We start from the raw sequence: 21,967 nt of genomic DNA on the forward strand, positions 1-21,967 counted from the left end.
GCAGACGCCCTGGCATGTGCCATGGATGGCGACGGCGTCGCCACAGATCGTTGAACTCTCGGGACGGTATGCAGAGCGAACGGTTTTCACACGTTTCGTTCCCCCGCCGAACGCTGATGCCATGCCCGGCATGTGGAGGAACTATTACGAAAAATGGCCAATGATGACCGGCGAACAATTGCCGTCGGAACTTATGGATACCGTGGCCGATCTGAGGCCCTTCGCACCGCCTGCCCGCTTCTTCGACAAGCGAACTTATTCTCCCTGGATCGACGGGCGGCTACATGAAACCCTTGCGCGGGAAAAGGTCGAAGCCATCGCCATTACCGGCGGCGAGACCGATATTTGCGTGCTCGCCGCAGCCCTTGGCGCAATCGATCTCGGCTATCGCGTCATTCTGTTGAAAGACGCCGTTTGCAGCAGCGCGGACGAAACCCATGACGCTACCCTCGAATTGCTGGGCGGCCGCTTTTCGGTGCAGGTGGAGATTACCGACACAGATGCATTCCTCTCCGGTCTCTGACCTGCCTCTATCCCTTCTCACTCCTTCGGAATGATGCTGATGTTGCCGCTCACTTCGAGAATTGCAAACCGGATATCTTTGACACTTGCGATGCCCTGCTGTGTTCTTGCGGCCTGCATCACATCGTCTCTCTGAAGTCTCGAACCCTTGAGGGCAGCCTCGTCATAAACGCCGTTGGTAACGAGGACGGTTGGAGCGCCGTCGATCAGTCTGGCCGTCCGGCGCGACCAGCGCTTCAGGTAGGAAAGCGCGATGTCGGTCGTAAACAGCGTCAGGATCAGCAGTACGGAATTGGTGATCGAGAAATCGTCGCCCAGCATGGCCTGCTGTGTCGTTTCCGAAATCACCAGCACGATGACGAGATCGAAGGGTGTCATCTGCGCCAGCGTGCGCCGGCCCGACAGCCTGATAATCACCAGCAGGGTGAAATAGATAGCGACACCGCGAATGACTGCGTCCATTGGCACCTCAAGGCAAGATGCGGACCGAACGTTCGATGACGTCCTGGTCTATACCGATGTGGAAGGAATGCAGCCCCGGCTTCTGTGTATGAAGCCTCAGGATCACCTGGCTCGTCGCGCCAGGATCGGCGGGAAAGACATAGCCGATACGGCCGTTCTCGTAGTCTGCCGCTTTCTGCGGCGGGTCGATGCCTTCGACGGAGAAGATCGTCAGAAAGTCTGGATCGACAACGAGCCTGCGGTCCGAAGCCGACGGCGAAAAAAAGACGCGCAGTTCGTCGGGCGCATTCCAACGCGTGATGATCGGAAGCTCGAGGCTGCCGCCGGCAAGCTTCAATTCCTGCTGGGAGAGAAGCCCGCCGCGCCCAAGCGCTCCGAAAAGCGCGGCAACGAGAATGGCGGCAAAACCAAGCCACGCCCAACGCTGTGCACGCCAGACGCGCTGCTGGAAGCGAGTATGATCCTCGATACCTTCGGGAAGGCTGCTGCTCGTTTTCGGCATGTCAGTACCTGAACGAGCAGCCTTTCCGGCTGCTGTTGAATTGCCTCATGATGCCTCCGGCTCAGTCGCCATTCTGAGTTAGCGCGGCCGGTGCAGTCGGCAAGACGTTATGAACACAAGGAMAAGCTCCGGGCTTGCGGGCAGTTCAGGTCCAGCAGCTTGCGCTCAATAGCCCCTTCAAGTCTTGCGCCACCAGTCGCGGCTCTCGTCGGCGATCTCGATCCCCGCGATGTCGGCGCCGGCTAGCCAATCAGCAACCGTCCTCCCCCCGACCACCAGTTCGGGCGCGATATCCGCAAGCGGCATCAGCACGAAGCCCCGCTCCGTCATTCGTGGATGCGGCAGTTCCAACCGCGGCGCATCCTGCTCCACGCCTTCATAGGTCAGCACATCAATATCGAGCGTGCGTGGCCCCCAGCGCTCGATGCGCTCGCGCTTCATGTCCCGCTCGATCGAGAGGCAGAGATCGAGCAGTGCTTCCGGAGCAAGGCGTGTTTCCACCGCCGCGCAGGAGTTGAAGAAATAGGACTGGTCCGTCTTGCCCCAGGGCGGCGTGCGGTAAAGCCGCGAGACGGCGGCCACCCGGCAGTCCGCGTTGGCGTCCAGTACCGCAAGTGCTGACGCCATGGACTTGACCGGATCTCCGATATTGCCGCCGAGGCCGAGCGTTGCGAGACGGAATGGATTATCGGGCACGATGCTCAACTGTCACCTGCACGAAATCGAGCACGCCGGGGATCGGCGCATTCGGCTTGCGCACGGTGATCTTGGCCCTGATGATCTGCGGGAACTTCTTGCTGAGCCCCTTGGCGATATCGAGCGCCAGCGCCTCGATCAGGTAGCGCCGCTGGCCGACGACGATCCCCTCGATGATGGTGAAGGCGGTGCCGTAATGAACGGTCTCGTGTATGGAGTCGCTTTCGAGCGCGCTGCCCGCCTCCACCTCCAGCTCGGCATCCACGAAAAAGCGCTGGCCGAGGAACTCCTCCTCGTCATGCACGCCGTGGCGGGCGAAAAAGGCGCAGTTCTGCATCAGGATCGTATAGGTGCTCATGACGGCCTCCCCTAAAGCATGTCGTGCAAAAGTGTATAGCGGTTTGCGATGACGACATGCGAAACAAAGACTTAAAGCATGTCACGTAAAAGCGCGTAGCGGTCTTGCGATATCGACATGCGGAAACAAAGACTTAAAGCGTGGCAAGCGGATCTGAAGCATCGCGACACGCTTTGGAAGCGTCGTTCCGGGCGGCCAGCATAGCATCGGCCACGGCAAGCGCATCCCTGTTGATTGCGACATTGTGTACCCGGAAAACTGCCGCGCCTTGAATCCGCAGCAGCGCGCTAGTCGCGGCCGTCGCCGCATCGCGCTCCGCCGGTTCGCGGCCGGTGACCGCGCCGAGGAAGCGCTTGCGCGAGGTGCCGGCAAGAAGCGGCAGGCCGAAGCGGTGCAGTTCTTCGAAACGCGCCATCAGTTCCAGATTTTCACGCGGCGTCTCCTTGGCAAAGCCGAAGCCCGGATCGAGCACGATACGGTCACGCAGGACGCCGGCGGCAGAGGCGATCTCCAGCGAGCGATCGAGAAAGAAGACCTGGTCCTCGATGATATCGGCAAGCTTCTGCCGGTCGCGGCCGGTATGCATGATGCAGAGCCCTGCCCCGGTCTCGGCCGACAGCGCGGCAATGGCCGGCTCCTTCTGCAGGCCGAAGACGTCGTTGACGATATGGGCGCCGGCACCGATGGCAAGCCGCGCCGTTTCCTCGCGATAGGTATCGATGGAAATCAGTGCTTCAGTACGGCGGCTGAGCGCCTCGATGACGGGCAGGACACGCGCCTGCTCCTCCGCCGGACTGACGGAAGCCGCATCCGGTCGCGTCGACTCGCCGCCGATGTCGAGGATCTCGGCGCCGTCTGCGATTGCCTGCAGCGCGTGCTCGACGGCCCTGTCGACCGTCTGGTAACGCCCGCCGTCGGAGAAGGAATCCGGCGTCACGTTGACGATCGCCATGATCACCGAGCGTTTGTGAAGCTCGATCTCGCGATCATGGGCCACACGCCAGAAACTGCTATCGAGCTGCTTCACCAGTCTAATCCCGTCGCTAGCCAAAAAAGCCGCTATCCGATATTGCTCTTGCGGTGGCTATGCCCCAAGCTCCGCCAAACTTCAACACAGGTTCAGTTCAGAATGCCGCTTGCGTTGCGTTATATGCGCCTTCCCATCGCCCTTTCCATGATTGCCTTTTTGCTCTGCGGCCCCGCGGCTGCCGAAGTCGTTGCAACGAAAAGCTATTCCTATTTCAACATCAAGGGAAAGACGGCCGACGAGCTGGACGATGAACTGAGCCGCCGCGGCCCGACGGCGAACGGCTCTTCCGCCCGCCATCCCGGTGCTACCAAGATCCGCTTCGGCGGTGAGGCAACCTATATCCAGGAAAATGGCCGCTGCCGCGTCGGCAACGTCAAGGTCACCGTCCACACACAGATCATCATGCCGCGTTGGGCCAACCGCAAAGGCGCAAGCCGCGAGCTGTCGATGATCTGGGATGCGCTGTCGAGCGATATCAGGCGCCACGAGGAGCGCCATGCCGAGATCGCCCGAACCCAGGCGCGCGCCATGGAGCGCGAACTCAAGGCACTGCCTTGGCAGCGCAATTGCGAGGCGATGCAGGAACTCGTTTCGGAGAAGTCGGCTCGCGGAATAGAGGAGCATGACAAGCTGCAGGCCCGATTCGATCGCGTCGAGGCGGTCAATTTTCAGAATCGCATGCTGAGATTGCTCAACAACAGACTCAAGGGCAAAGGCGGCGAAAGATAAGCCCCTTTTGCCCTTAACACGAGCCGAGATCGTTAGCTGCACAATGAAACTTGTGCGAAACTTGTGCGCTTCCCAGCCTTTTATCGATCATTTTTCATTCTGGTGGACTCAACCGGAACGCGGTAATATGACTATATTCGAAAGTGCAGTAAGGCAGCTGGCTTTCGTGATTGTGTTCTCCTGGCGCGTTCCGAAGCCGCGGGTGTTCCTCCCTCATCCGTAGGTAATGCGCCCGCCTCGCCTCGCTCGCCTCTGGCGTGCGAGGCTTTCTTTTTGGCAAGAGCCCGACTTTTTCAGGAATATGAGAGTTTTTAAGCCTGCCGTTCCGGCACGTGCACGGTGAGGCCGTCATAGGCAGCCTTCATCCTGATCTGACAGGAAAGGCGTGAGGTCGGACGCACGTCAAAGGCGAAGTCCAGCATGTCCTCTTCCATCGCTTCCGGCGGACCGACAACCTCGGTCCACTGTTCGTCGACATAGACGTGACAGGTCGCACAGGCGCAGGCGCCGCCGCATTCGGCCTCGATGCCGGGAACGGAATTGCGGACAGCATTCTCCATCACGGTGGAACCTTGATCGACATCGAGATCGAAGCGCGTTCCGTCAAAGGCGACGATGGTAAGTTTGGGCATCAGGATTATTTCCGGTCTTTGTAGCAGGTGGGCGGATTTTTCTTCCGACAATTCGGCGCATCAGTCAACATTGCCGGATCGCCCGAGCCTCGCAGATTGGCCAGGACTGCGCCATTCTCTATGCGTCATGGGGGAAGTCGCAAAAAGACCCGCCGTTCCCTAATGGAACAGCGGGCCTAGGTTAGCCCCTACCTGCCCTGCCTTATCCGCGGCAGAGTTTCAGAATGAAATTTTCGGCGTCGACAATGGCCGCACCCAACGCAGCCATGGCGGTCGCGTCGCCATTGTTCTCTTCCACGGCTTCCGCAGACTGCGAAACCCGGAAGGCGCCGACGGAGCTTGCTGCACCCTTCAGGCGGTGTGCCGCTGCGCCCACCTTGGTTGCCTCGCCGCTTGCAATGTCCTGCAGGCAGGCGCGCGCCTGGCGCGCAAACATCTGGAGAACTTCGATTTCCACCGTCTTGTCGCCCATCGTCTGGCGCGCAAGATGGACAAGGTCGATCGGCCTGATCTTGGAGGGCGAAGGGCCCTTGGAATTATCAGGTGCTTCGAACGCAATACTCACTGCTGCCATTTGCCAATTCTCCGGTCTTATATCGCCCGCGGTTGCATCTGTTGTGCGGTCGGAGAATGGCGATCACGTTAAATTCCGGCGCATTCAGGGCGAAAATCTAACCGTATGGTTAACGTCCCTTAAATATCGCTAAAATATCGGCTTTTAGGCCGCTTCCAAAATTTAAAGGTGTTAACAACGGGTTAAGAGGGGTGGAAACGCAAGGGTTCATTAATTGTGTAGGCAGCCCAGATGTGTCACTACGATACTGTTGAGGCGGGCTCATGCCGCGCGCCTTTGCCGACAGAGTGGATAATGGTAGTGTTTTGATACCTTTCGTTTGAAAAATCGGCTATCTACTCTGAAATGACATGCTTATCCGTCCGTCCTGGATGGAAGGCTGGCACGGCAAAGGTTCTTTCCGGGCGAAGGCGGTGGCCCGGATGCGCTGCCGGTCTGGCCGGGAATTGCGAGGCATATCGGAATGGCGAATAACAAGTACAATGAATCGATAGAGGACAAGGCGTTCAAGGCATTGGACGAGGCGCTTCAGATCGATTTCGGCCAGGAGAACGTGCCGTCTCGCCGCGGTAACGCGCCCCACGCCCCGGAGGCTAATGTGACTGACCCATCCAATGCCCGTAATCAGTCCCAGGAAGAAGCACAACGCCGCCGAGGCCGCGCTGCCCGCACAGGCGACCAGCAGGCTCGGGCACCGGCCTTCGCCCCCGCTAATGATGCCAGCCGCAATTCACCCGCCTCGCTTCTGAAGTCGCTGGAAAACGGCTCCAGCCGCCCTGCCCTGCGCATGGCCACTTTCATTTCCATCCTGTGGGTCATCATCGGCCTCGGGCTGATGTTCATGCTCTATGGGCCGCAGATCTCGCAGATCCGCTCGCTGACCGATCTTGCCGCTCTACCGGGCGTGATCGCCGGCGTCGTCGGCATCATCGTGCCTGTCATGATGTTCTATGCCTTCGCCATCATGATCGCGCGCGCCCAGGAAATGCGCAACGCCGCCCGCTCCATGGCTGAAGTTGCGCTGCGCCTTTCCGAACCGGAAACCATCGCCTCCGAACGCATCATGACGGTCGGCCAGGCCGTGCGCCGCGAAGTCTCGGCGATGAACGAAGGCATCGAGCGCACCATTGCGCGGGCCTCCGAACTCGAAACGCTCGTGCATTCCGAAGTGAATGCGCTGGAACGTTCCTACGCGGATAACGAACTGCGCGTACGCGGCCTCGTCCACGAGCTCGGCTCCGAGCGCGAAGCGATCGTCAACCATGCCGACCGCATCCGCTCCTCCATCGCCGGCGTCCACGACCAGCTCAAGGAAGAGCTGTCGCTTGCGACAGAAGAGATCGCCATCCGCCTTGCGACCTCGGGCGAAGCCTTCGCCTCGCTGATCGATACGCGCGCTGCCGCGATCATGGAGAAGTCGGACAGCGCCATGCAGTCGCTCGGCACGCTTTTGGCCGCCAAGACCGATACGCTGCTCCATACGCTGACCGCGTCCGGCCTTGCGATTGGCAATGAATTCGACAACCGCCTCGACTCGCTGACCAACACGATCAACGAACATGGCGAGCGCCTGCTCACCCAGTTCGAGACGCGCGCCTCGACGATGGATGCGAGCACCGAGCGCCTGAATGCCGCGCTGCAGGAGCGCACCCAGCAGCTCAACGAAATCCTGATCACCCGCACGCGCGATATCAATCAGAGCCTGACATCGGGCGAACGCACCATCGGCGGCACGCTCGACGACGTGCTCTCCAGGCTGAACGCCGCGCTCGACGAAAAGGGTGCAAGTTTCCGCCAGAGCCTGCAATCGACGGCCGACGATGCCGTCATGGATCTCGACGTGCGCTCCGGCTTCTTCGAGGAACGTCTGCAGACGACCGTTGCCCAGCTTTCGACCGCCTTTGACGAACGCGTCTCCGAATTCACCGATGCCTTCGACAAGCGCGCCGGCTCGCTCGACACCAAGCTCATCGAAAGCCTCACCCGCATCAACGAGACGCTGTCGGGCAACGCCGATTCCATCGATAACATCCTCAATTCCAATATCGATCGTCTGAGCATCTCCATGAGCGAGCAGTCGCTCACACTGGCGACCGCCTTTGCGACCGGCCAGGAAGTGCTGGAAAGCACCCTTGCCAGCCGTTCGGAGGAGATCACCTCGGCGCTGACGACCCGCACCGGCGAACTGGGTTCGGCGCTGAGCAACGCCACGTCGGAAATCTCGCTGGCGCTCGCAACCGGCACGTCCGAACTGCAGAACAACCTCGCCGCCCGGGCAATCGAATTCCGGGATACGCTGCAGACGACCACGACCGAAATCGCCACTGCCGTCGATAGCGGCACCGAAAAGGTCACCGGGGCATTCGGCGGTCGCGCCGAGGAACTGAGCAGCGTTCTCGCCGCTCGTGCTGCCGAGATCACCGATGCGCTGAAGACTGCCCATACCGGCCTCGACAGCGTGATGGCGGAACGCGGCGGCGCGCTGATCGGCGCCCTTGCCGACCATCACACCCGCTTCGACGAAGCGCTCACGAGCCGTTCCGACGCCATCATCAATGTCGTGTCGGGCACGCATGACCGCCTCGCCGAGACGCTCGACGAGAAGGCGATGGCGCTGGCGATCTCGCTGAACGAGACGCAGTCGCGCATCGAGGACACGCTCTCGACCCATTCGGAATCGCTCATCAGTGCCGTTTCCGGCACCAATGACCGCCTCGCCGAAACGCTGCAGCAAAACCAGGCCCGCATCGAGGATACTTTCGCGGCCCGGTCCGAGTCCTTCTTCAATGCCATCTCCGGTACGCATGATCGCCTCTCCGATACACTGGATGAAAAGGCGATGGCGCTTGCCATCTCGCTGAACGAAGGCCAGGCCCGTATCGAGGATACGCTTGCGACGCGCTCGGAAGCCATCATCGATGCCGTCTCCGGCACGCATGAGCGTCTCTCCGAAACGCTCGACGAAAAGGCGATGGCGCTTGCCATCTCGCTGAATGAAGGTCAGGCCCGTATCGACGATACGCTTGCGACCCGCTCGGAGGCGCTGCTCAGCGCCGTTTCCAGCACTCATGACCGTCTCGCCGAGACGCTTGATGAAAGGGCGATTGCGCTCGGCATCTCGCTGAACGAGGTGCAGTCGCGCATCGAGGATACGCTCTCGACCCATTCGGACGCGTTCATCAGTGCCGTTTCGGGCACGCACGACCGTCTCGCCGAAACGCTCGACGAAAAGGCCATGGCGCTTGGCATTTCGCTGAACGAGACGCATTCGCGCATCGAGGATACGCTGTCGACCCGGTCGGAAGCGCTCATCAGCGCCGTCTCGGGCACGCATGACCGCCTCGCCGAAACCCTTGATGAAAAGGCGATGGCGCTTGCCATCTCGCTGAACGAAAGCCAGAGCCGACTGGAAGACACGCTGACGGCGGGCGCCGACGCTCTCGTCAATGTGGCCACCGGCACGCATGACCGGATCGCCGCATCGCTCGGCGAAAGCCAGTTCCGCATCGAGGAAGCGCTCACCAGTCGCGCCGAATCCATCGTCCATGCCGTCACGAACAGCGCCGACCGCCTGTCCGATACACTTGACGAAAAGACCATGGCGCTCGCCATTTCGCTCGATGACGGCCAGAGCCGCTTCGAATCCGCGCTCGAAAACCGCAGCAACGCCATCATGGACACCGTTGCCAGCGCCGAGGAGCGTGTTGCCGGCGCCTTTGCCGACCGCACGGAAGCGATCCGCGCTGCCTATACGGGCAATCAGGCGCGTCTGGAAACCGCGCTTGCCGAGCACACCTCCACCCTGTCCGAAGCCCTCGATGCCGGCAGCGCCCGCATGGAAGGCATCATCGGCGGCATGACGGGTCGCATCGAGGTTGGCATGACCGACGCCCAGCTGCGTATGGCCGCCCTTGCCAACGATGCCGCGAGCAACGTCGAAGGTGGCCTTGCCGCCGCCCATGAGCGCATCCGCGCCACACTTGACGATCGCACCAATGCCATCAACCTGACCCTGAGCGAGGCCCATAACCTCATCAACGACACGCTCTCCGAACAGGCGACCTCGATCGGTACGTCGGTTGCGACGAGCATCGGCATGCTCGAAATGTCGCTGGAAGATCGCGAGGCTGCGATCCGCAATGCGATCGACAAGAGCGCACAGACACTCGAGGATCGCATGCGCGAGGGTGCCGGCCATATTGCCGGCCGCTTCCAGGAAGCCGCCAACACGATCTCGCGTTCCGCTGCAGATTTCTCCGGCCATCTCGACCATTCCGTCGACAATCTCACGGGCCGCTTCACCGAGACCGGCGCCCGCGTCGAAGCCGGCCTTGCCGCCATCGAGGCCCGCATTGCCGATGGCGTCGGCGGCGTGGCCGATAAGGTCGATGCTGCCGGCAGCCATCTCTCCGGCGTGCTCGAGGACGGCATTTCGCGCCTCGGCGCGCTCGGCGACGACACAACGCAACGCATCGCCGCAACCCTCGGCAGCAGCGCCGCAAACCTGACGCATGCGCTCGACAGCCGCACCGCCAGCCTGACCGAGGCCCTCGACAGCCGCGCCGCCAGCTTGACGGAAGTCTTCGACGGCCGCAGCGCCAGCCTGACGGAAGCACTTGATGTCGGCAGCGCCAACCTGACCCAGGCCCTCGACAGCAGCAGCGCAAACCTCGCGCATGCTCTCGATAGCCACAGCGCCAATCTCACCCAGGCTCTGGACAACCGCCGGGCGCATCTTGCCGAAACGCTCGACAGCGGCAGTGCAAACATGGCGCAGTCGATCGACGGCCGCACCTCGGCGCTGAGCGACATGATGGATCGCGGCAACGAGCGTATCACCGAACGCTTGTCCACCATGGACCGCGCTCTGACCGTCGGCCTCGAGGCCGTCAACCGTACGATCGAAGGCAAGGCCGCCGGTCTGGCCGCAAGCCTGCGCAACGCCGTTGCCGAAGCTGCCGAAGGCATGGATGGCGAAGCCACCAAGTCCTCGGAACTGCTCAGCCGCACCGGCCAGCAGTTCGCCGAAGCCATGGACGAGCGCTCCTCGCAGATCGTCAACCGCGTCGCCGAGGCACAGAGCCGCCTCGCCGGCCAGGCTGCCGCCGTTGCCCAGACCTTCTCCGAGGCCGGCAATGTCATCGTCAACAAGGTGGCGGAAGCAGAAAGCATCGTCAGCACCCAGGTCAACGCCATCAATCACGCGCTCGCCGATGCCGGCCAGACGCTGGAAGCGCATGGCAACTCCATCCGTTCGACGCTGACGGATGCCGGTGGCCAGATCACCTCGAGCATGGCTGATGTCGACCGCGCGCTCGAAGCCCGCACCAGCATCATCCGCTCCAGTCTGGAGCAGCGTGCCCGCGAAATCGACACGACGCTCACCGATATCGACAGGGCGCTGGAAGCACGCGGCAACTCGATCCGCGCAACGCTCGACGAGCGCACCCGTGACCTCAACTCCATGCTGGCCGGCCGCTCCACCGAGCTGACGCGCATCCTGGACGAGACGGCCCGGCCGATCATCGACCGCTACACCGATGCCGGCCAGGAAGCTGCCGCCCGCATCACCGCCGCCGCAAGTCTCAGCGCCGAACGCCTGCGTGCAGAAAATGACGCTGTCACCCAGGCCATCACAGCGCGCGCCGAAAACGTCGCCAATGCCGTCGCCGCCATCGAGAACAGCCTGACGAGCAACGTCAACGGCCTCGTCCAGCGCATGTCGGAAAGCAGTGCGGCAATGGCTGTCATGATGACGCGCGCCGCAGACGAGCTGACCGGCGTCGACGGCCGTCTCAGCGACACGACCTCGCGCTTCACCGACTCCGCCGCCAAGGCCGCCGAAATGGTCTCTGCTTCCACCCGCCTTCTCGAAGGCAAGGTCGACCGCCTGTCGGATATATCCGGCCAGACGCTCGCCCAGGTCGGCAGCATTATCGGCCGCTTCGACGACCACTCGAAGGTCCTGGGCCAGGCATCGCATCTCCTTGCCGCAGCCCAATCCGGTCTCGTCTCTACGCTGGAAGAGCGTGAAGGCGCTCTGCAGACCCTCGCAGCCGGGCTCGTGCAGCGTTCGGCCGAAATCGAAAAGACCATGCGCGGCCTCGGCGGCATGATCGAAACGGTCTTCGAACGCGCCGAGCAGCGCTCCAACCAGGTCACCGGCACGCTGCGCCAGAGCGTCCAGGCCTCCTTCGCCGATATCGGCCGGGTGCTCGCCGATACCGAAAAGCGCGCCGAGGACGCCGCCTCCACCATGCGCGACGCGATCAACCGCGCCGGCGAGGAAGCCAATGCCACGATCGACACCAGCTTCGCCAATGTCGAGCGACGCTCCGGCGATCTTTCCAACCGCCTGCGCGGCGGCCTGACGGCTTCGCTGTCGGAAGTCGAACGCATGCTCGGCGAGGCAGGCCGCGCCTCCGACAATGCAGCACAAAGCCTGCGTGAATCGCTGCGCGATGCGATCGACGAGGCGGTCGGCCGCTTCTCGGGCGCCACCGAAGAGATCCGCCGCTCGGCAACCGATATCCGCAACGAACTCGATGCTACCCGCGCCGAACTGAAGCGCGGCGCCTTCGACCTGCCGGAAGAAGCCAAGGAAAGCGCGTCCGCCATGCGCCGCGCCGTCGCCGAGCAGATCAAGGCCCTGCAGGACATCTCGCAGATCGTCGGCCGCTCCAGTCAGCGCCTGGAGCTCTCCGAGCCGGTCGCCCGCACGCTGGCACAGGCCGAGCCTGCTCCGCGTGTTGTCCAGCCGGTGATCCCGACTGCACCTGCCCCGCAGCCGGCACCAACGGCGCGCCAGTCGATCGAATCCATGGGTCTGCGTGGCACCATCACACCGACCCCGGCGGCAGCGCCTGCGCCCGCTCCGGCTCCTGCTCCGCAGCGTCCGGTTGCCCAGGCCCCCCAGCCAGCTCCGACCCCGGCTCCGGTTCGCCAGGAAGCTCCGCGCACGGAACCCACGAGCGGCGGCTGGATCAGCGATCTTCTGCGTGGCGCCTCGCGTGACGAGACAGAGGAAGCACCGCGTGCCCCGGCCCGTCCGGTAGTGGAAGCCGCCGCTCCGGCCCCTGCTCCCACCCAGCGCGCCAATGACAGCCGCAACCCGCGCCATGTCGTTGAATCGCTGAATTCGCTCTCGGTCGATATCGCCCGCGCCATCGATCATGATGCCTCGGTTGACCTGTGGCGCCGCTACCAGCGCGGCGAGCGCGACGTCTTCACCCGTCGCCTCTACACGCTGAAAGGCCAGCAGACCTTCGACGAGATCAAGCGCAAGTATGACCGCGAACCGGAATTCCGCACCGCTGTCGACCGCTACATCGGCGATTTCGAAAAGCTGCTCGCCGATGTCGCACGCACCGATCCGAACCGCACGGTAACGCAGTCCTACCTGACCTCTGACACCGGCAAGGTCTATACGATGCTTGCTCATGCGGCAGGTCGTCTGAGCTGAGTTGTCGGGCCGTAAAGGGCACGTCATGGGATAGTGAGACAAAAGGGGTCATCTGTGGATGGCCCTTTTTTATTGCCCCGGCTCCTTCATTCCGTCACAAACATTCCCGATCCGCATCCACCAGATTGGGTCGCCAGATCCGCCAGACCCTCGCCAAGCCACTTGCCAAGCCAGTAGCTTGCCACGACAGAGACAGTAGACATTGATGACCAAGACGACCTCCCGGCTGATGGCCGCCGCCTTCTCGTCCGTATTTCTTCTGGGCGCGTTCATTCAGGCCGAAGCCGGCCAGGCAAGCTTCCTCGTGGATGCTCAGACCGGCCAGGTTCTGGAGGCGTCCAATCAGGATGATCTGAACTATCCGGCGTCGCTCACCAAGATGATGACGCTCTACCTCACCTTCCAGGCGCTGCACGACAAACGCCTGACTTGGGACCAGAAGCTCACCATGTCGGAAAATRCCGAGAGCAAGGAACCCTTCAAGCTCGCTGTCGGCGCCGGCCGCAAGGTCACCGTCAAGGAGGCCGTCGAAGGCATCGTGGTCCTGTCGGCCAATGATGCCGCTGTGGCGCTTGCCGAACAGCTCGGCGGCTCCGAACAGGCCTTCGGTACTCTCATGACGGACAAGGCCCGCCAGCTCGGCATGAAGGACACCGTCTTCAAGAATCCGTCGGGCCTGCCGGATCCGGAGCAGGTCACCACGGCTCGCGACATGGCCACACTCGGCGTTTCGCTGATGCGTGACTTCCCCGAGGAGTTCAAGCTCTTCTCCATGCGTGGCTTCCAGTTCCGCGGCATGAAGCTGCGCGGCCACAACAATCTCATGTACCGCTATAGCGGTGTCGATGGCATCAAGACCGGCTTCACGGATGCTTCGGGCTACAATGTCGTAACGTCAGCGGCAAAGGACGGGCGCCGCGTCGTCGGCGTCGTCATGGGCGAAAAGACCGCCAGCCTGCGCGACGACAAGATGGCCGGCCTGCTCGACAGCTACCTGCCGTCCGCTTCGACCGCCACGGCCTCGGCAACGGGCGGCACGCCGACGATGACGGATGCTCAGCCAACGAAATGAGGCGACGAGCGCAAGCTCTCTGGTGTTTGATTGTTCGCCGATGGACGTTCAATGTCAGTGGATCACTGCAATCGGTCGTTTCGGGAAAGAAATCGTTGCTGTTCTTTCTGGAGTTCGTTCTTCGGAATGCAGCCGCGCAACCACCCATAGTTCATGGCGGAGCCAGAAAACGCCGCCTTGCTCGATTCCGGGCTACCTCTTCGTACCGTCCATTGAAGAAGCGAACCTGGCAGAATACCGGTTTTTTGGCAGCCAAATCGCACGCATTCGAATTGGATCGATTTGTCTGCTGGGGTGCAGCTGAAGCCGAGAGCGCGGAGTTTCGTGGCCATCGTGGCCTCTTTTCCGTTTACTTCCGAAACAAGCCTTTCGACAAACGCCTTGTACTCGTTCATGGCAAGAGGCGGTGAAGCGGATGTATTGCTCGTAGCATCCTGGGCTTGCACACCGCTCCAGCCTTCAAGGAAGGCCAGGAGCGCAAAAGCCACATTGCGCGTTATTCCAAGCTGCGATCGACGAGCCAAAACCCCACCTCCGGCTCCCGCCTATTAGATTGACTTCAGCGTCCAGCCAACAATCTGGTCGGTGACCGATGTAAAGGCACGGCCCAATCCCTTGACGAAGCCCACGTTGTCGCCGCCGGCCGGAGCAGTGGCCCGGAAGACCTGCTGGGCACGCACTGTGCCGTTTCGATCGTTGAGGATCTTGGCGGAAATCTCCACCACGGCCTTGTTGCCAGACGCTGCGTCGATCTCGAAGGAGCGGATGTCGGTGACGACCTGATAATCGATCGCCAGTCCCTGCCCCGGCTTTCCGACGCCGCCGAGCTTGCCGGAATTCTCGAAGGCCTGGACGAGCTTCGACTGCACCATGCGCGGCAGCGTGTCGCTCCACTGGGCGCGCGACAGATACTGGATTTCGGAGGGTGAAACGCGGATGACGATCTGGTCGCTGTTCAGCGCCTTCAACGCCGTCGGATCGGCAATCAGGATCTGCCGGGTCTTGGCTGATGGACCGGTACCATCCACAGTGGCTGCAGAGAGATCAAAGGTGTCGTTCTTCGCCGCCGTCCCGCAGCCCGCCAGAAGCGCTGCCGTCAGCGGCAAAATAATCGCCGTCCCACGGATCCAGGAACGGCGCGACATCGAATGCGATAAACCCATATTACGCTACCTCTGAATTCCGTTTAGCGCCGCGTGCGCCCGTCATATTGTTTAACCGTCGGTCCGCCGAAAATGATCCGTTGCGGGTTCTGGTCGAAATTGGTGATGGCATTGTTGAGGTTGTTCGCGGTCCCGCGCAACTCGTTGATCAGCGTCTCGACATCACGCAATCCGCTGCCCGAGAACTTCTGCAGATTGTCGGCGATCGGCCCGATGCGGGCATTGACGTTGTCGGCGACCTTCTTGAACGATTCCAGCGTGGCGCGCGCCTCGGTGAAGAGCGAATTCGTATTGTCGGAGCCCAGCAGCGCGTCGACCTTGATGAGGATACCGTCGACGCGGGTCGAAGCAGAGTTCAGCTTGTTCGCCATCTGCTGGACGTCCTGGATCGTTTGGTCGATATCCTTGCGGCGGTCCGACACGGTGTTGGTCACGTCGCGGATGGAGGCAACGGCGGCGCGCGCATCCTTTGTCGCCTGGGCAATATCGTCGACAGAACCCTTGACCTTATTGGCGTCGATGGCGGCGACCAGCGTATCGACACGATCGAGCGTCACCTGCGCCTTCTTGCCGAATTCGTTATAGGTCGTGACCGTCTGATCGAATTTGGCGACCAGGCCCTTGAGATCGCCCGAGGCGTCGGCCACGTCGCGGCTCACCTTCTCGGCATTGGCCAGGATCGTGTTGATCTTCTTCGCATCGACGGCCTTCACCAAATCCTCGACGGCAGCAAGCGTCGAATCCACACGGCCTGAAACGTTCCGAACGGTGTTGGAGAGATCGCCGACACTCTGCAGGAAGCTGTCGATATTGCCGGAATTCTTGGCGAGCGCATCCGAGAAGGTCTCGGCATTCTGCAAGGTCTTGGTCAGCGGTCCGCGCGCATCGCGCACGAAGCCCTGCACGTCACCGACGGCATCATTGGCGCGGTCGAGGATCTTGTCGGCCGTTGCAAGCAGGTTGGTCACGCTCGACTGGTCGGCGACGATGACGGCGCGCTTGCCGCTTTCCAGCGCCTGCTGGAGAATGTTCTTGTCTTCCTTGCGGCCGCCCGAGAGCTCGATATAGGCCGCACCCGTCAGGCCCTGGATTTCAAGGGCTGCCTTGGTGGAGGGATAGATCGGCGCATCCGAGCGCACCTCGGTGAAAGCCAGCGAATATTGCGGATCGTCGGCATCGATGGACAGCGTCTGCACCGAACCGACCTGGATACCGTTGAATCGAACAGGCGAACCGACGCTCAAACCGTTGGCAGAGCCCGGAATGCGCACGATCAGCTCGGCCATCGGCCCGCTGCGGCCATATTCGGCCATCCAGTAGACGAAGCCGAATGCGGCCGCGATCACCAATACGGTGAAAAAACCGACGATCGTGTAGTTGGCTTTGGTTTCCATCGTCTCCGGTCACTTCCCGCTGTCATGCTGCGCCCGGGCCGCCGGCGCGTCGTCCTGCGGCACGATCGAACGCGCGCGCTTGCCCTTGAAGTAGGCCTGAACCCACGGATCGTCGTAGGCCAGCATGTCGTCGATCGTTCCTTCCACCATTACCCGCTTCTTTCCAAGCACGGCAATACGGTCGCAGACGGAAAACAGGCTGTCGAGGTCGTGGGTCACCATATAGACGGTTAATCCCAGGCTATCGCGCAGATTGGCGATCAGCTCGTCGAATTCCGCCGCACCGATGGGATCGAGGCCGGAAGTCGGCTCATCGAGAAAGACGAGTTCGGGGTCGAGGGCCAGTGCGCGGGCGAGCGCCGCGCGTTTGATCATGCCGCCTGAGAGTTCGGAAGGATATTTGTCGGCAGCGTCGGCGGCGAGCCCCACCATGCGGATCTTCAGATGCGCCAGTTCATCCATCAGCGTAACAGGCAGATCCAGATACTCGCGCATCGGTACCTGGATATTCTCCTTCACCGTCAGCGAGGAGAAGAGCGCGCCCTGCTGGAACAGCACGCCGAGCCGCATGTCGAGCGCATTGCGCTCCGGTTCATCCAGTTCGTCGAAATCCTGGCCCAGGATCTTGATGGTGCCGGAACGGCGCGGCAGCAGGCGGAGCACCGTGCGCATCAGCACCGATTTACCGGTGCCCGAAGCGCCGACGAAGCCGAGGATTTCACCGCGGTAGATATCGAGGTTGAGCTTGTCGAGAACCACTTTAGGCCCGAAACCGACCGTGACGTCGCGCGCCGACAGCACGACATCGCGTTCCGCTTCCCCGGCCTCGTTTCTGGTCGATTCGATTGGTTGCTGATCCACGCCGCCCGCCATGTCAGAAATCAATCGCTGCATAGAACATCGCAAAAAGTCCGTCCATCAGGATGACGACGAAAATCGCCTTCACGACGGCGGCCGTCACATGCTGGCCAAGCGATTCGGCACTGCCGCCAACCTTCAGGCCCTCAACGGCTGCGACGATGCCGATGACCAGCGCCATGAAGGGCGCCTTGATCATGCCGGCCAATATGGTCGAAAGCGTCACGGCCTCATGCAGGCGCGACAGGAAGGTGGCAAACGTAATGCCCGAATAAAGATAGGCGACCGCAGCCGCACCCCCGAGCGAGGCGAAGTTGGCAATCACCGTCAGCAGCGGTAGAGCGACTGTCAGCGCCACCAGCCGCGGGAAGATCAGCACGCCGATCGGGTTGAGGCCCATCACCTTCAGCGCGTCGACTTCCTCGCGCATCTTCATGGAGCCGATTTCGGCGGTGATGGCGCTGCCCGAGCGGCCGGCGATCATGATGGCGGTCAGAAGCACGCCGATTTCACGCAGCTGAAGAATGCCGACGAGATCGACGACAAAGATCTCCGCACCGAAATAACGAAGCTGGAAGGCGCCCTGCTGCGCGATGATCGCGCCGATCAGGAAGGACATCAGGAGGATGATCGGAACGGCGCGCACGCCCATATGGTCGATCTGGTTGACGATCGAGGCCGGCGAAACGCCGCTGCCGCGGCCGAACTTCATCTGCGCGCCGCGCACCGCCGATCCCAGGATATACATGGCGGCCGCCACATTGTCCCAGACATCGAGCGTCATCCGGCCGATCGGCGCGAAGATAAGCTGGGCGATCGRGAGCTTTTCCTTCTGCTCCGGCTCCTGCTTTTCAGGATCCTTGGAGAAGGTAGCGATCAGCTCGTCTATATGCTCGTTCGTACCCTCGAAACGAACCGCGCGGCCGGCCGCTTCCTGCTGTTTCTTTAGCCGGCAAAGTAGCCAGATGCCGGCCGTGTCGATATCGGTGACACTGGAAAGATCGAGCGTCAGGTCGCCGCTGTTGCTGCGCGCCAGTTTCTCGAAATCCTGCAGGACGAGGTGGATGTTGGCGCTGCGCCAATTGCCTTCAAGATGCACATGCTGCCCCGAGCCCTCGGCTCGGTCGTCCACATGCAGCGAGGCGGCGTTGCGTTTCTCGGACTTCAAATGACTTGTGTCTTTCAATGCTTGCAGCGACAGTTCCGACTCGCGAACCTTATCGTTCGCCGCCCAGCGCGTTAATATACAGAAGCACCGCGCAATTTCCATGCTCGCAGGAGAGCAATTATGCCGCGTCACCTTGATATCCAGATGAATTCATTCCCGATTGCCGGCACTTTCACCATTTCCAGAGGGGCGAAAACCTCCGCCGAGGTGATTACCTGCACGCTGAGCGAATCAGGCAAGAGCGGGCTTGGCGAATGCGTGCCCTATCGCCGCTATGGCGAGACGATTGAAAGCGTGCTCGCGCAGATCGAATCGGCCCGCCCGCTGATCGAGGAAGGCATTTCGCGCGCCGAACTTTTGCATGCCATGCCACCCGGTGCGGCGCGCAACGCCGTCGATTGCGCCCTTTGGGATCTGGAGGCCAAACTGTCAGGCAGGAGCGTCGCCTCCCGCCTCGATCTCAGGCATCTGAAGCCGCTGACCACGGCCTATACGATCTCGCTCGGTGAGCCCGACGTCATGGCAGCGCAGGTCCGCACACATGCGCAGCGCCCGCTTCTGAAGGTCAAGGTCGGCACCGGCGACGATGAAAGCCGTATCCGTGCGGTGCGTGAGGCGGCCCCCAATGCGGCCATCATTCTCGATGCCAATGAGGGCTGGCCGGAGGATCGGCTGGAACATCATCTGCGTATAGCGGCCGAAGCCAATATCGCGCTGGTCGAACAGCCGCTGCCGGCCGGTCGCGATGACATGCTGGCCGAGATCGCCCGCCATGTTCTCATCTGCGCCGATGAAAGCGTGCATCACACCGGCGATCTCGCAAGCCTCGCCGACCGCTATGACGCGATCAACATCAAGCTCGACAAAACCGGCGGCCTGACTGAGGCGCTGGAAATGAAGGAAGAAGCGCAGCGGCTCGGCTTCTCCATCATGATCGGCTGCATGGTCGGCACTTCGCTTGCGATGGCGCCCGCCGTTCTGTTGGCGCAGGACGCCGATTTCGTCGATCTCGATGGTCCGCTGCTCCTGGCCCGCGATCGCGAGCCCGGCCTGAATTATGCTGGCTCCCTGGTATTCCCGCCCGAAGCCAACCTCTGGGGCTGAAGGTAATAGGCGATGATGACAAGGGTGAGCCCGAAGGCGGCGACACAGGCCATCACGTAATAGCTGTAGAGGCCGAGCGCGGCGTAGATATAGCCTGACGCAATGGTCATCAGCCCCGAGGCCATGCCGATATAGAAGAAATAGGCGCCCTGGGCTGAAGCTTCCTGCGTCTCCTGCACCGTGGCGATGATGCGCCGCTGCACGCCGGTATGCACGAAGGCATAGGTGAAACCGTGCAGGCACTGCAGCGTGAAGAAGCCGAGAAAACTCGTCTCCGTCGGAAAGAACACCCAACGGCAGACGCTGACCGCACAGCCGAAGCGGATCAGCGTCCAGGCATTGAAGCGGCGGTTGAGGCGTCGGGAGAGGAAGAAGACCGTCACTTCCGAGGCAACGCCGGCACTCCAGAGAATGCCGACCTCTGTTCCCGAGAAGCCGAGATGGTGCCAGTAGATCGAGGAAAAGGCGTTGAGCAGCGCGTGGCTCGCCTGCTGGATCGAAACGCCGAGCAGCAGCAGGAGCAGATGCGGTTCCCTCAGCCCGCTGCCTGTCGTCGCCGGAAGGTTGATCGGCTGGCCGCGTCGCCGTGTCGGTCCGATGCGTGGACAGAAGATCGCCATGGCGATGGTCAAAATGAAGCCGAAGATCATGATTGGCAACACCATGCCGCCACCCCAGCGGCCGACCAGTTCGCCGCCGAGCATCGTCGAAACGATGAAGGCGATGGAACCCCAGACGCGCATCGAGCCATAATCCAGCCCCCAGCGGCGCACGCCTGATATCACGATGGATTCGACGACTGGCACATAGGGCGCGAAAGTGGCACCCTGCAGCGCAAAGACGATCAGCACCGACCAGAAGCTCGACGTCCAGTAGAGCGCCACCGCCGTCAGCAGCGATAGCGCCCCCGACCATAAGAGCACATGTGCGCGCTCCGGCATGCGGTCCGCAAAGACAGCCACGATCGGCGCGACGAGAACGCGCACGATCATCGGCACGGCCAGGATGGTGCCGATCTGATGATCGTTGAACTGGTGGGTCGAAAGCCAGACGGGGAAGAAGGGCAGGACGATACCGTTGACCAGCAGCGGCGCGYTGTAGCAAAGCGCGCTGAGCAGCCGGAAGCGCGGCGGCGCTCCCTCACCCGTCGAGGGATTTTGTGCGGGAATCATGATGGACCTGAAGGAAACTGTGCGTTGCCTAACACATCCAATCAAGCACGACTATGGCGAGAAATAGCCCAATCGAAACGATTAAAAAAAATAAACCAAAACGATTTAAAAAATAAATAGGGCCCGTCGCCAAGCGGCAACGGGCTAAATTCCTGGGTGTACCGGCAGAAAGCCCGCCGGCACGGTACGCGCGCAATATTCAGGCGGCCTGCGGGGCGAAATCACCCTCTTCAAGCAATTCGATGGAGGTCAGTGCCGGCACGTTGCTGGTCAGCGCGCGCCAGGTGATGAGTTCGAAAGTGCCGTCTTCATGCTCGACGATTGCCGTGCAGCTTTCGACCCAGTCGCCGGTGTTGATATAGCGGATGCCTTCCATATCCTCGATCACGGCGTGATGGATATGGCCACAGATGACGCCGTCGGCGCCGCTCTTGCGGGCTTCCTCGGCAACCACGCGCTGGAACTCGCCGATGAAATTGACGGCATGTTTCACCTGCAGCTTGGCCCAGGCCGAAAACGACCAGTAGGGCATGCCGAGACGGCGGCGGATCGCGGCAAGCACGATATTGATGCGGATCGCCGTGTCATAGGCCCAGTCGCCGAGATAGGCGAGCAGTCGGGCGTTGCGCACAACGACGTCGAATTCGTCGCCATGCAGGACGAGGTACTTCTTGCCGTCGGCGCCGTCATGGATGATGCGGTCGACGACTTCGATGCCGCCAAAATGTGTGCCCGGAAAGGCGCGCAGGAATTCGTCGTGATTGCCGGGGATATAAACGACGCGCGTACCCTTGCGCGCCTTGCGCAAGAGCTTCTGGACCACGTCGTTGCAGACCTGCGGCCAGTACCAGCTGCGCTTCAGGCGCCAGCCATCGATGATATCGCCGACGAGGTAGATCGTGTCAGCCTCGTGATACCTAAGGAAATCCAGCAGAAAATCTGCCTTCGCAGCCTTGGAGCCGAGATGCACATCGGAAATGAAGAGGGTGCGGAAGCGCCGGGGTTCCATCATGTCTATCACAAGCCTTTCCGCTCGTGTCCCATCGTTCTTCGTCTAGCCTTCCAAAAT

General features: G+C 61.6%; 19 protein-coding genes. 5 read left to right on the forward strand and 14 right to left on the reverse strand.

The features are described from left to right. A partial coding sequence (locus AC1D35_RS22475; protein ID WP_477940121.1) for a cysteine hydrolase family protein occupies positions 1 to 523 on the forward strand: 523 nt, incomplete at its 5' end. A gap of 17 nt (positions 524 to 540) precedes the next feature. Here AC1D35_RS22475 and AC1D35_RS22480 read toward each other — a convergent pair. The 5 genes from AC1D35_RS22480 to folP form a co-directional block, all read right to left on the reverse strand. Further along, entirely contained in the window at positions 541 to 984 is a 444-nt protein-coding gene (locus AC1D35_RS22480) for a DUF421 domain-containing protein (protein WP_113301133.1), read from the reverse strand. A 7-nt stretch (positions 985 to 991) separates the two neighbouring features. After that, positions 992 to 1,486 carry a hypothetical protein gene (locus AC1D35_RS22485; protein WP_477940123.1) on the reverse strand — a complete coding sequence of 165 codons (495 nt, stop codon included), beginning with the start codon at positions 1,484 to 1,486 and terminating at the stop codon, positions 992 to 994. A 177-nt stretch (positions 1,487 to 1,663) separates the two neighbouring features. Continuing rightward, positions 1,664 to 2,191 carry a 2-amino-4-hydroxy-6-hydroxymethyldihydropteridine diphosphokinase gene (gene folK / locus AC1D35_RS22490; RefSeq protein WP_477855234.1) on the reverse strand — a complete coding sequence of 176 codons (528 nt, stop codon included), beginning with the start codon at positions 2,189 to 2,191 and terminating at the stop codon, positions 1,664 to 1,666. Then, positions 2,172 to 2,540 carry a dihydroneopterin aldolase gene (gene folB, locus AC1D35_RS22495; RefSeq protein ID WP_113301130.1) on the reverse strand — a complete coding sequence of 123 codons (369 nt, stop codon included), beginning with the start codon at positions 2,538 to 2,540 and terminating at the stop codon, positions 2,172 to 2,174. The genes folK and folB overlap by 20 nt, the downstream gene beginning before the upstream one ends. 133 nt (positions 2,541 to 2,673) lie before the next feature. Further along, positions 2,674 to 3,567, reverse strand: a complete 894-nt coding sequence (gene folP, locus AC1D35_RS22500; RefSeq protein WP_113312277.1) for a dihydropteroate synthase — start codon at positions 3,565 to 3,567, stop codon at positions 2,674 to 2,676. Between the two features lie 102 nt (positions 3,568 to 3,669). On the opposite strand from folP, the gene AC1D35_RS22505 reads away from it, so the two are divergent. Then, positions 3,670 to 4,299, forward strand: coding sequence for a DUF922 domain-containing protein (locus AC1D35_RS22505; RefSeq protein WP_113301128.1), 630 nt, complete (start codon positions 3,670 to 3,672; stop codon positions 4,297 to 4,299). A 311-nt stretch (positions 4,300 to 4,610) separates the two neighbouring features. On the opposite strand, the gene AC1D35_RS22510 is transcribed toward AC1D35_RS22505, so the two are convergent. Further along, the gene (locus AC1D35_RS22510) at positions 4,611 to 4,931 is read right to left on the reverse strand and encodes a 2Fe-2S iron-sulfur cluster-binding protein (protein ID WP_112547779.1); all 321 of its coding nucleotides are present in this window, start codon (positions 4,929 to 4,931) and stop codon (positions 4,611 to 4,613) included. 202 nt (positions 4,932 to 5,133) lie between these two features. After that, complete coding sequence (locus AC1D35_RS22515; RefSeq protein WP_113301127.1) at positions 5,134 to 5,505, reverse strand: Hpt domain-containing protein; 372 nt, start codon at positions 5,503 to 5,505, stop codon at positions 5,134 to 5,136. A gap of 463 nt (positions 5,506 to 5,968) precedes the next feature. On the opposite strand from AC1D35_RS22515, the gene AC1D35_RS22520 reads away from it, so the two are divergent. Beyond that, entirely contained in the window at positions 5,969 to 12,967 is a 6,999-nt protein-coding gene (locus AC1D35_RS22520; RefSeq protein ID WP_113312143.1) for an apolipoprotein A-IV repeat region-like domain-containing protein, read from the forward strand. Positions 12,968 to 13,172: 205 nt separating this feature from the next. Continuing rightward, positions 13,173 to 14,039 carry a D-alanyl-D-alanine carboxypeptidase family protein gene (locus AC1D35_RS22525; protein WP_477940129.1) on the forward strand — a complete coding sequence of 289 codons (867 nt, stop codon included), beginning with the start codon at positions 13,173 to 13,175 and terminating at the stop codon, positions 14,037 to 14,039. Between the two features lie 62 nt (positions 14,040 to 14,101). On the opposite strand, the gene AC1D35_RS22530 is transcribed toward AC1D35_RS22525, so the two are convergent. Genes AC1D35_RS22530 through AC1D35_RS22550 form a run of 5 tightly spaced genes read right to left on the reverse strand, consistent with a single transcriptional unit; the run spans position 14,102 to position 18,640 of the window. After that, positions 14,102 to 14,563 carry a hypothetical protein gene (locus AC1D35_RS22530; RefSeq protein ID WP_162748655.1) on the reverse strand — a complete coding sequence of 154 codons (462 nt, stop codon included), beginning with the start codon at positions 14,561 to 14,563 and terminating at the stop codon, positions 14,102 to 14,104. Between the two features lie 24 nt (positions 14,564 to 14,587). Beyond that, positions 14,588 to 15,202 carry an ABC-type transport auxiliary lipoprotein family protein gene (locus AC1D35_RS22535; RefSeq protein ID WP_113312146.1) on the reverse strand — a complete coding sequence of 205 codons (615 nt, stop codon included), beginning with the start codon at positions 15,200 to 15,202 and terminating at the stop codon, positions 14,588 to 14,590. A gap of 23 nt (positions 15,203 to 15,225) precedes the next feature. Beyond that, on the reverse strand, positions 15,226 to 16,596 hold the full coding sequence (locus AC1D35_RS22540; RefSeq protein ID WP_113301123.1) for an MlaD family protein: 1,371 nt from the start codon (positions 16,594 to 16,596) through the stop codon (positions 15,226 to 15,228). Positions 16,597 to 16,605: 9 nt separating this feature from the next. After that, positions 16,606 to 17,469: an ABC transporter ATP-binding protein gene (locus AC1D35_RS22545; RefSeq protein WP_113312148.1), complete on the reverse strand. Its 864-nt coding sequence runs from the start codon at positions 17,467 to 17,469 to the stop codon at positions 16,606 to 16,608. 1 nt (position 17,470) lies between these two features. After that, on the reverse strand, positions 17,471 to 18,640 hold the full coding sequence (locus AC1D35_RS22550; RefSeq protein ID WP_477940132.1) for an MlaE family lipid ABC transporter permease subunit: 1,170 nt from the start codon (positions 18,638 to 18,640) through the stop codon (positions 17,471 to 17,473). A 102-nt stretch (positions 18,641 to 18,742) separates the two neighbouring features. On the opposite strand from AC1D35_RS22550, the gene dgcA reads away from it, so the two are divergent. Beyond that, entirely contained in the window at positions 18,743 to 19,726 is a 984-nt protein-coding gene (gene dgcA / locus AC1D35_RS22555) for an N-acetyl-D-Glu racemase DgcA (RefSeq protein ID WP_113312149.1), read from the forward strand. Here the strand turns inward: dgcA and AC1D35_RS22560 are convergent. Together AC1D35_RS22560 and AC1D35_RS22565 are read right to left on the reverse strand one after the other, a co-directional pair. Next, on the reverse strand, positions 19,678 to 20,898 hold the full coding sequence (locus AC1D35_RS22560) for an MFS transporter (RefSeq protein ID WP_477940134.1): 1,221 nt from the start codon (positions 20,896 to 20,898) through the stop codon (positions 19,678 to 19,680). The genes dgcA and AC1D35_RS22560 overlap by 49 nt on opposite strands. Before the next feature lie 199 nt (positions 20,899 to 21,097). Further along, complete coding sequence (locus AC1D35_RS22565) at positions 21,098 to 21,910, reverse strand: UDP-2,3-diacylglucosamine diphosphatase (RefSeq protein WP_113301118.1); 813 nt, start codon at positions 21,908 to 21,910, stop codon at positions 21,098 to 21,100. Between the last annotated feature and the right edge of the window lie 57 nt (positions 21,911 to 21,967).

The organism is Rhizobium sp. P1_E6, from assembly GCF_056405875.1.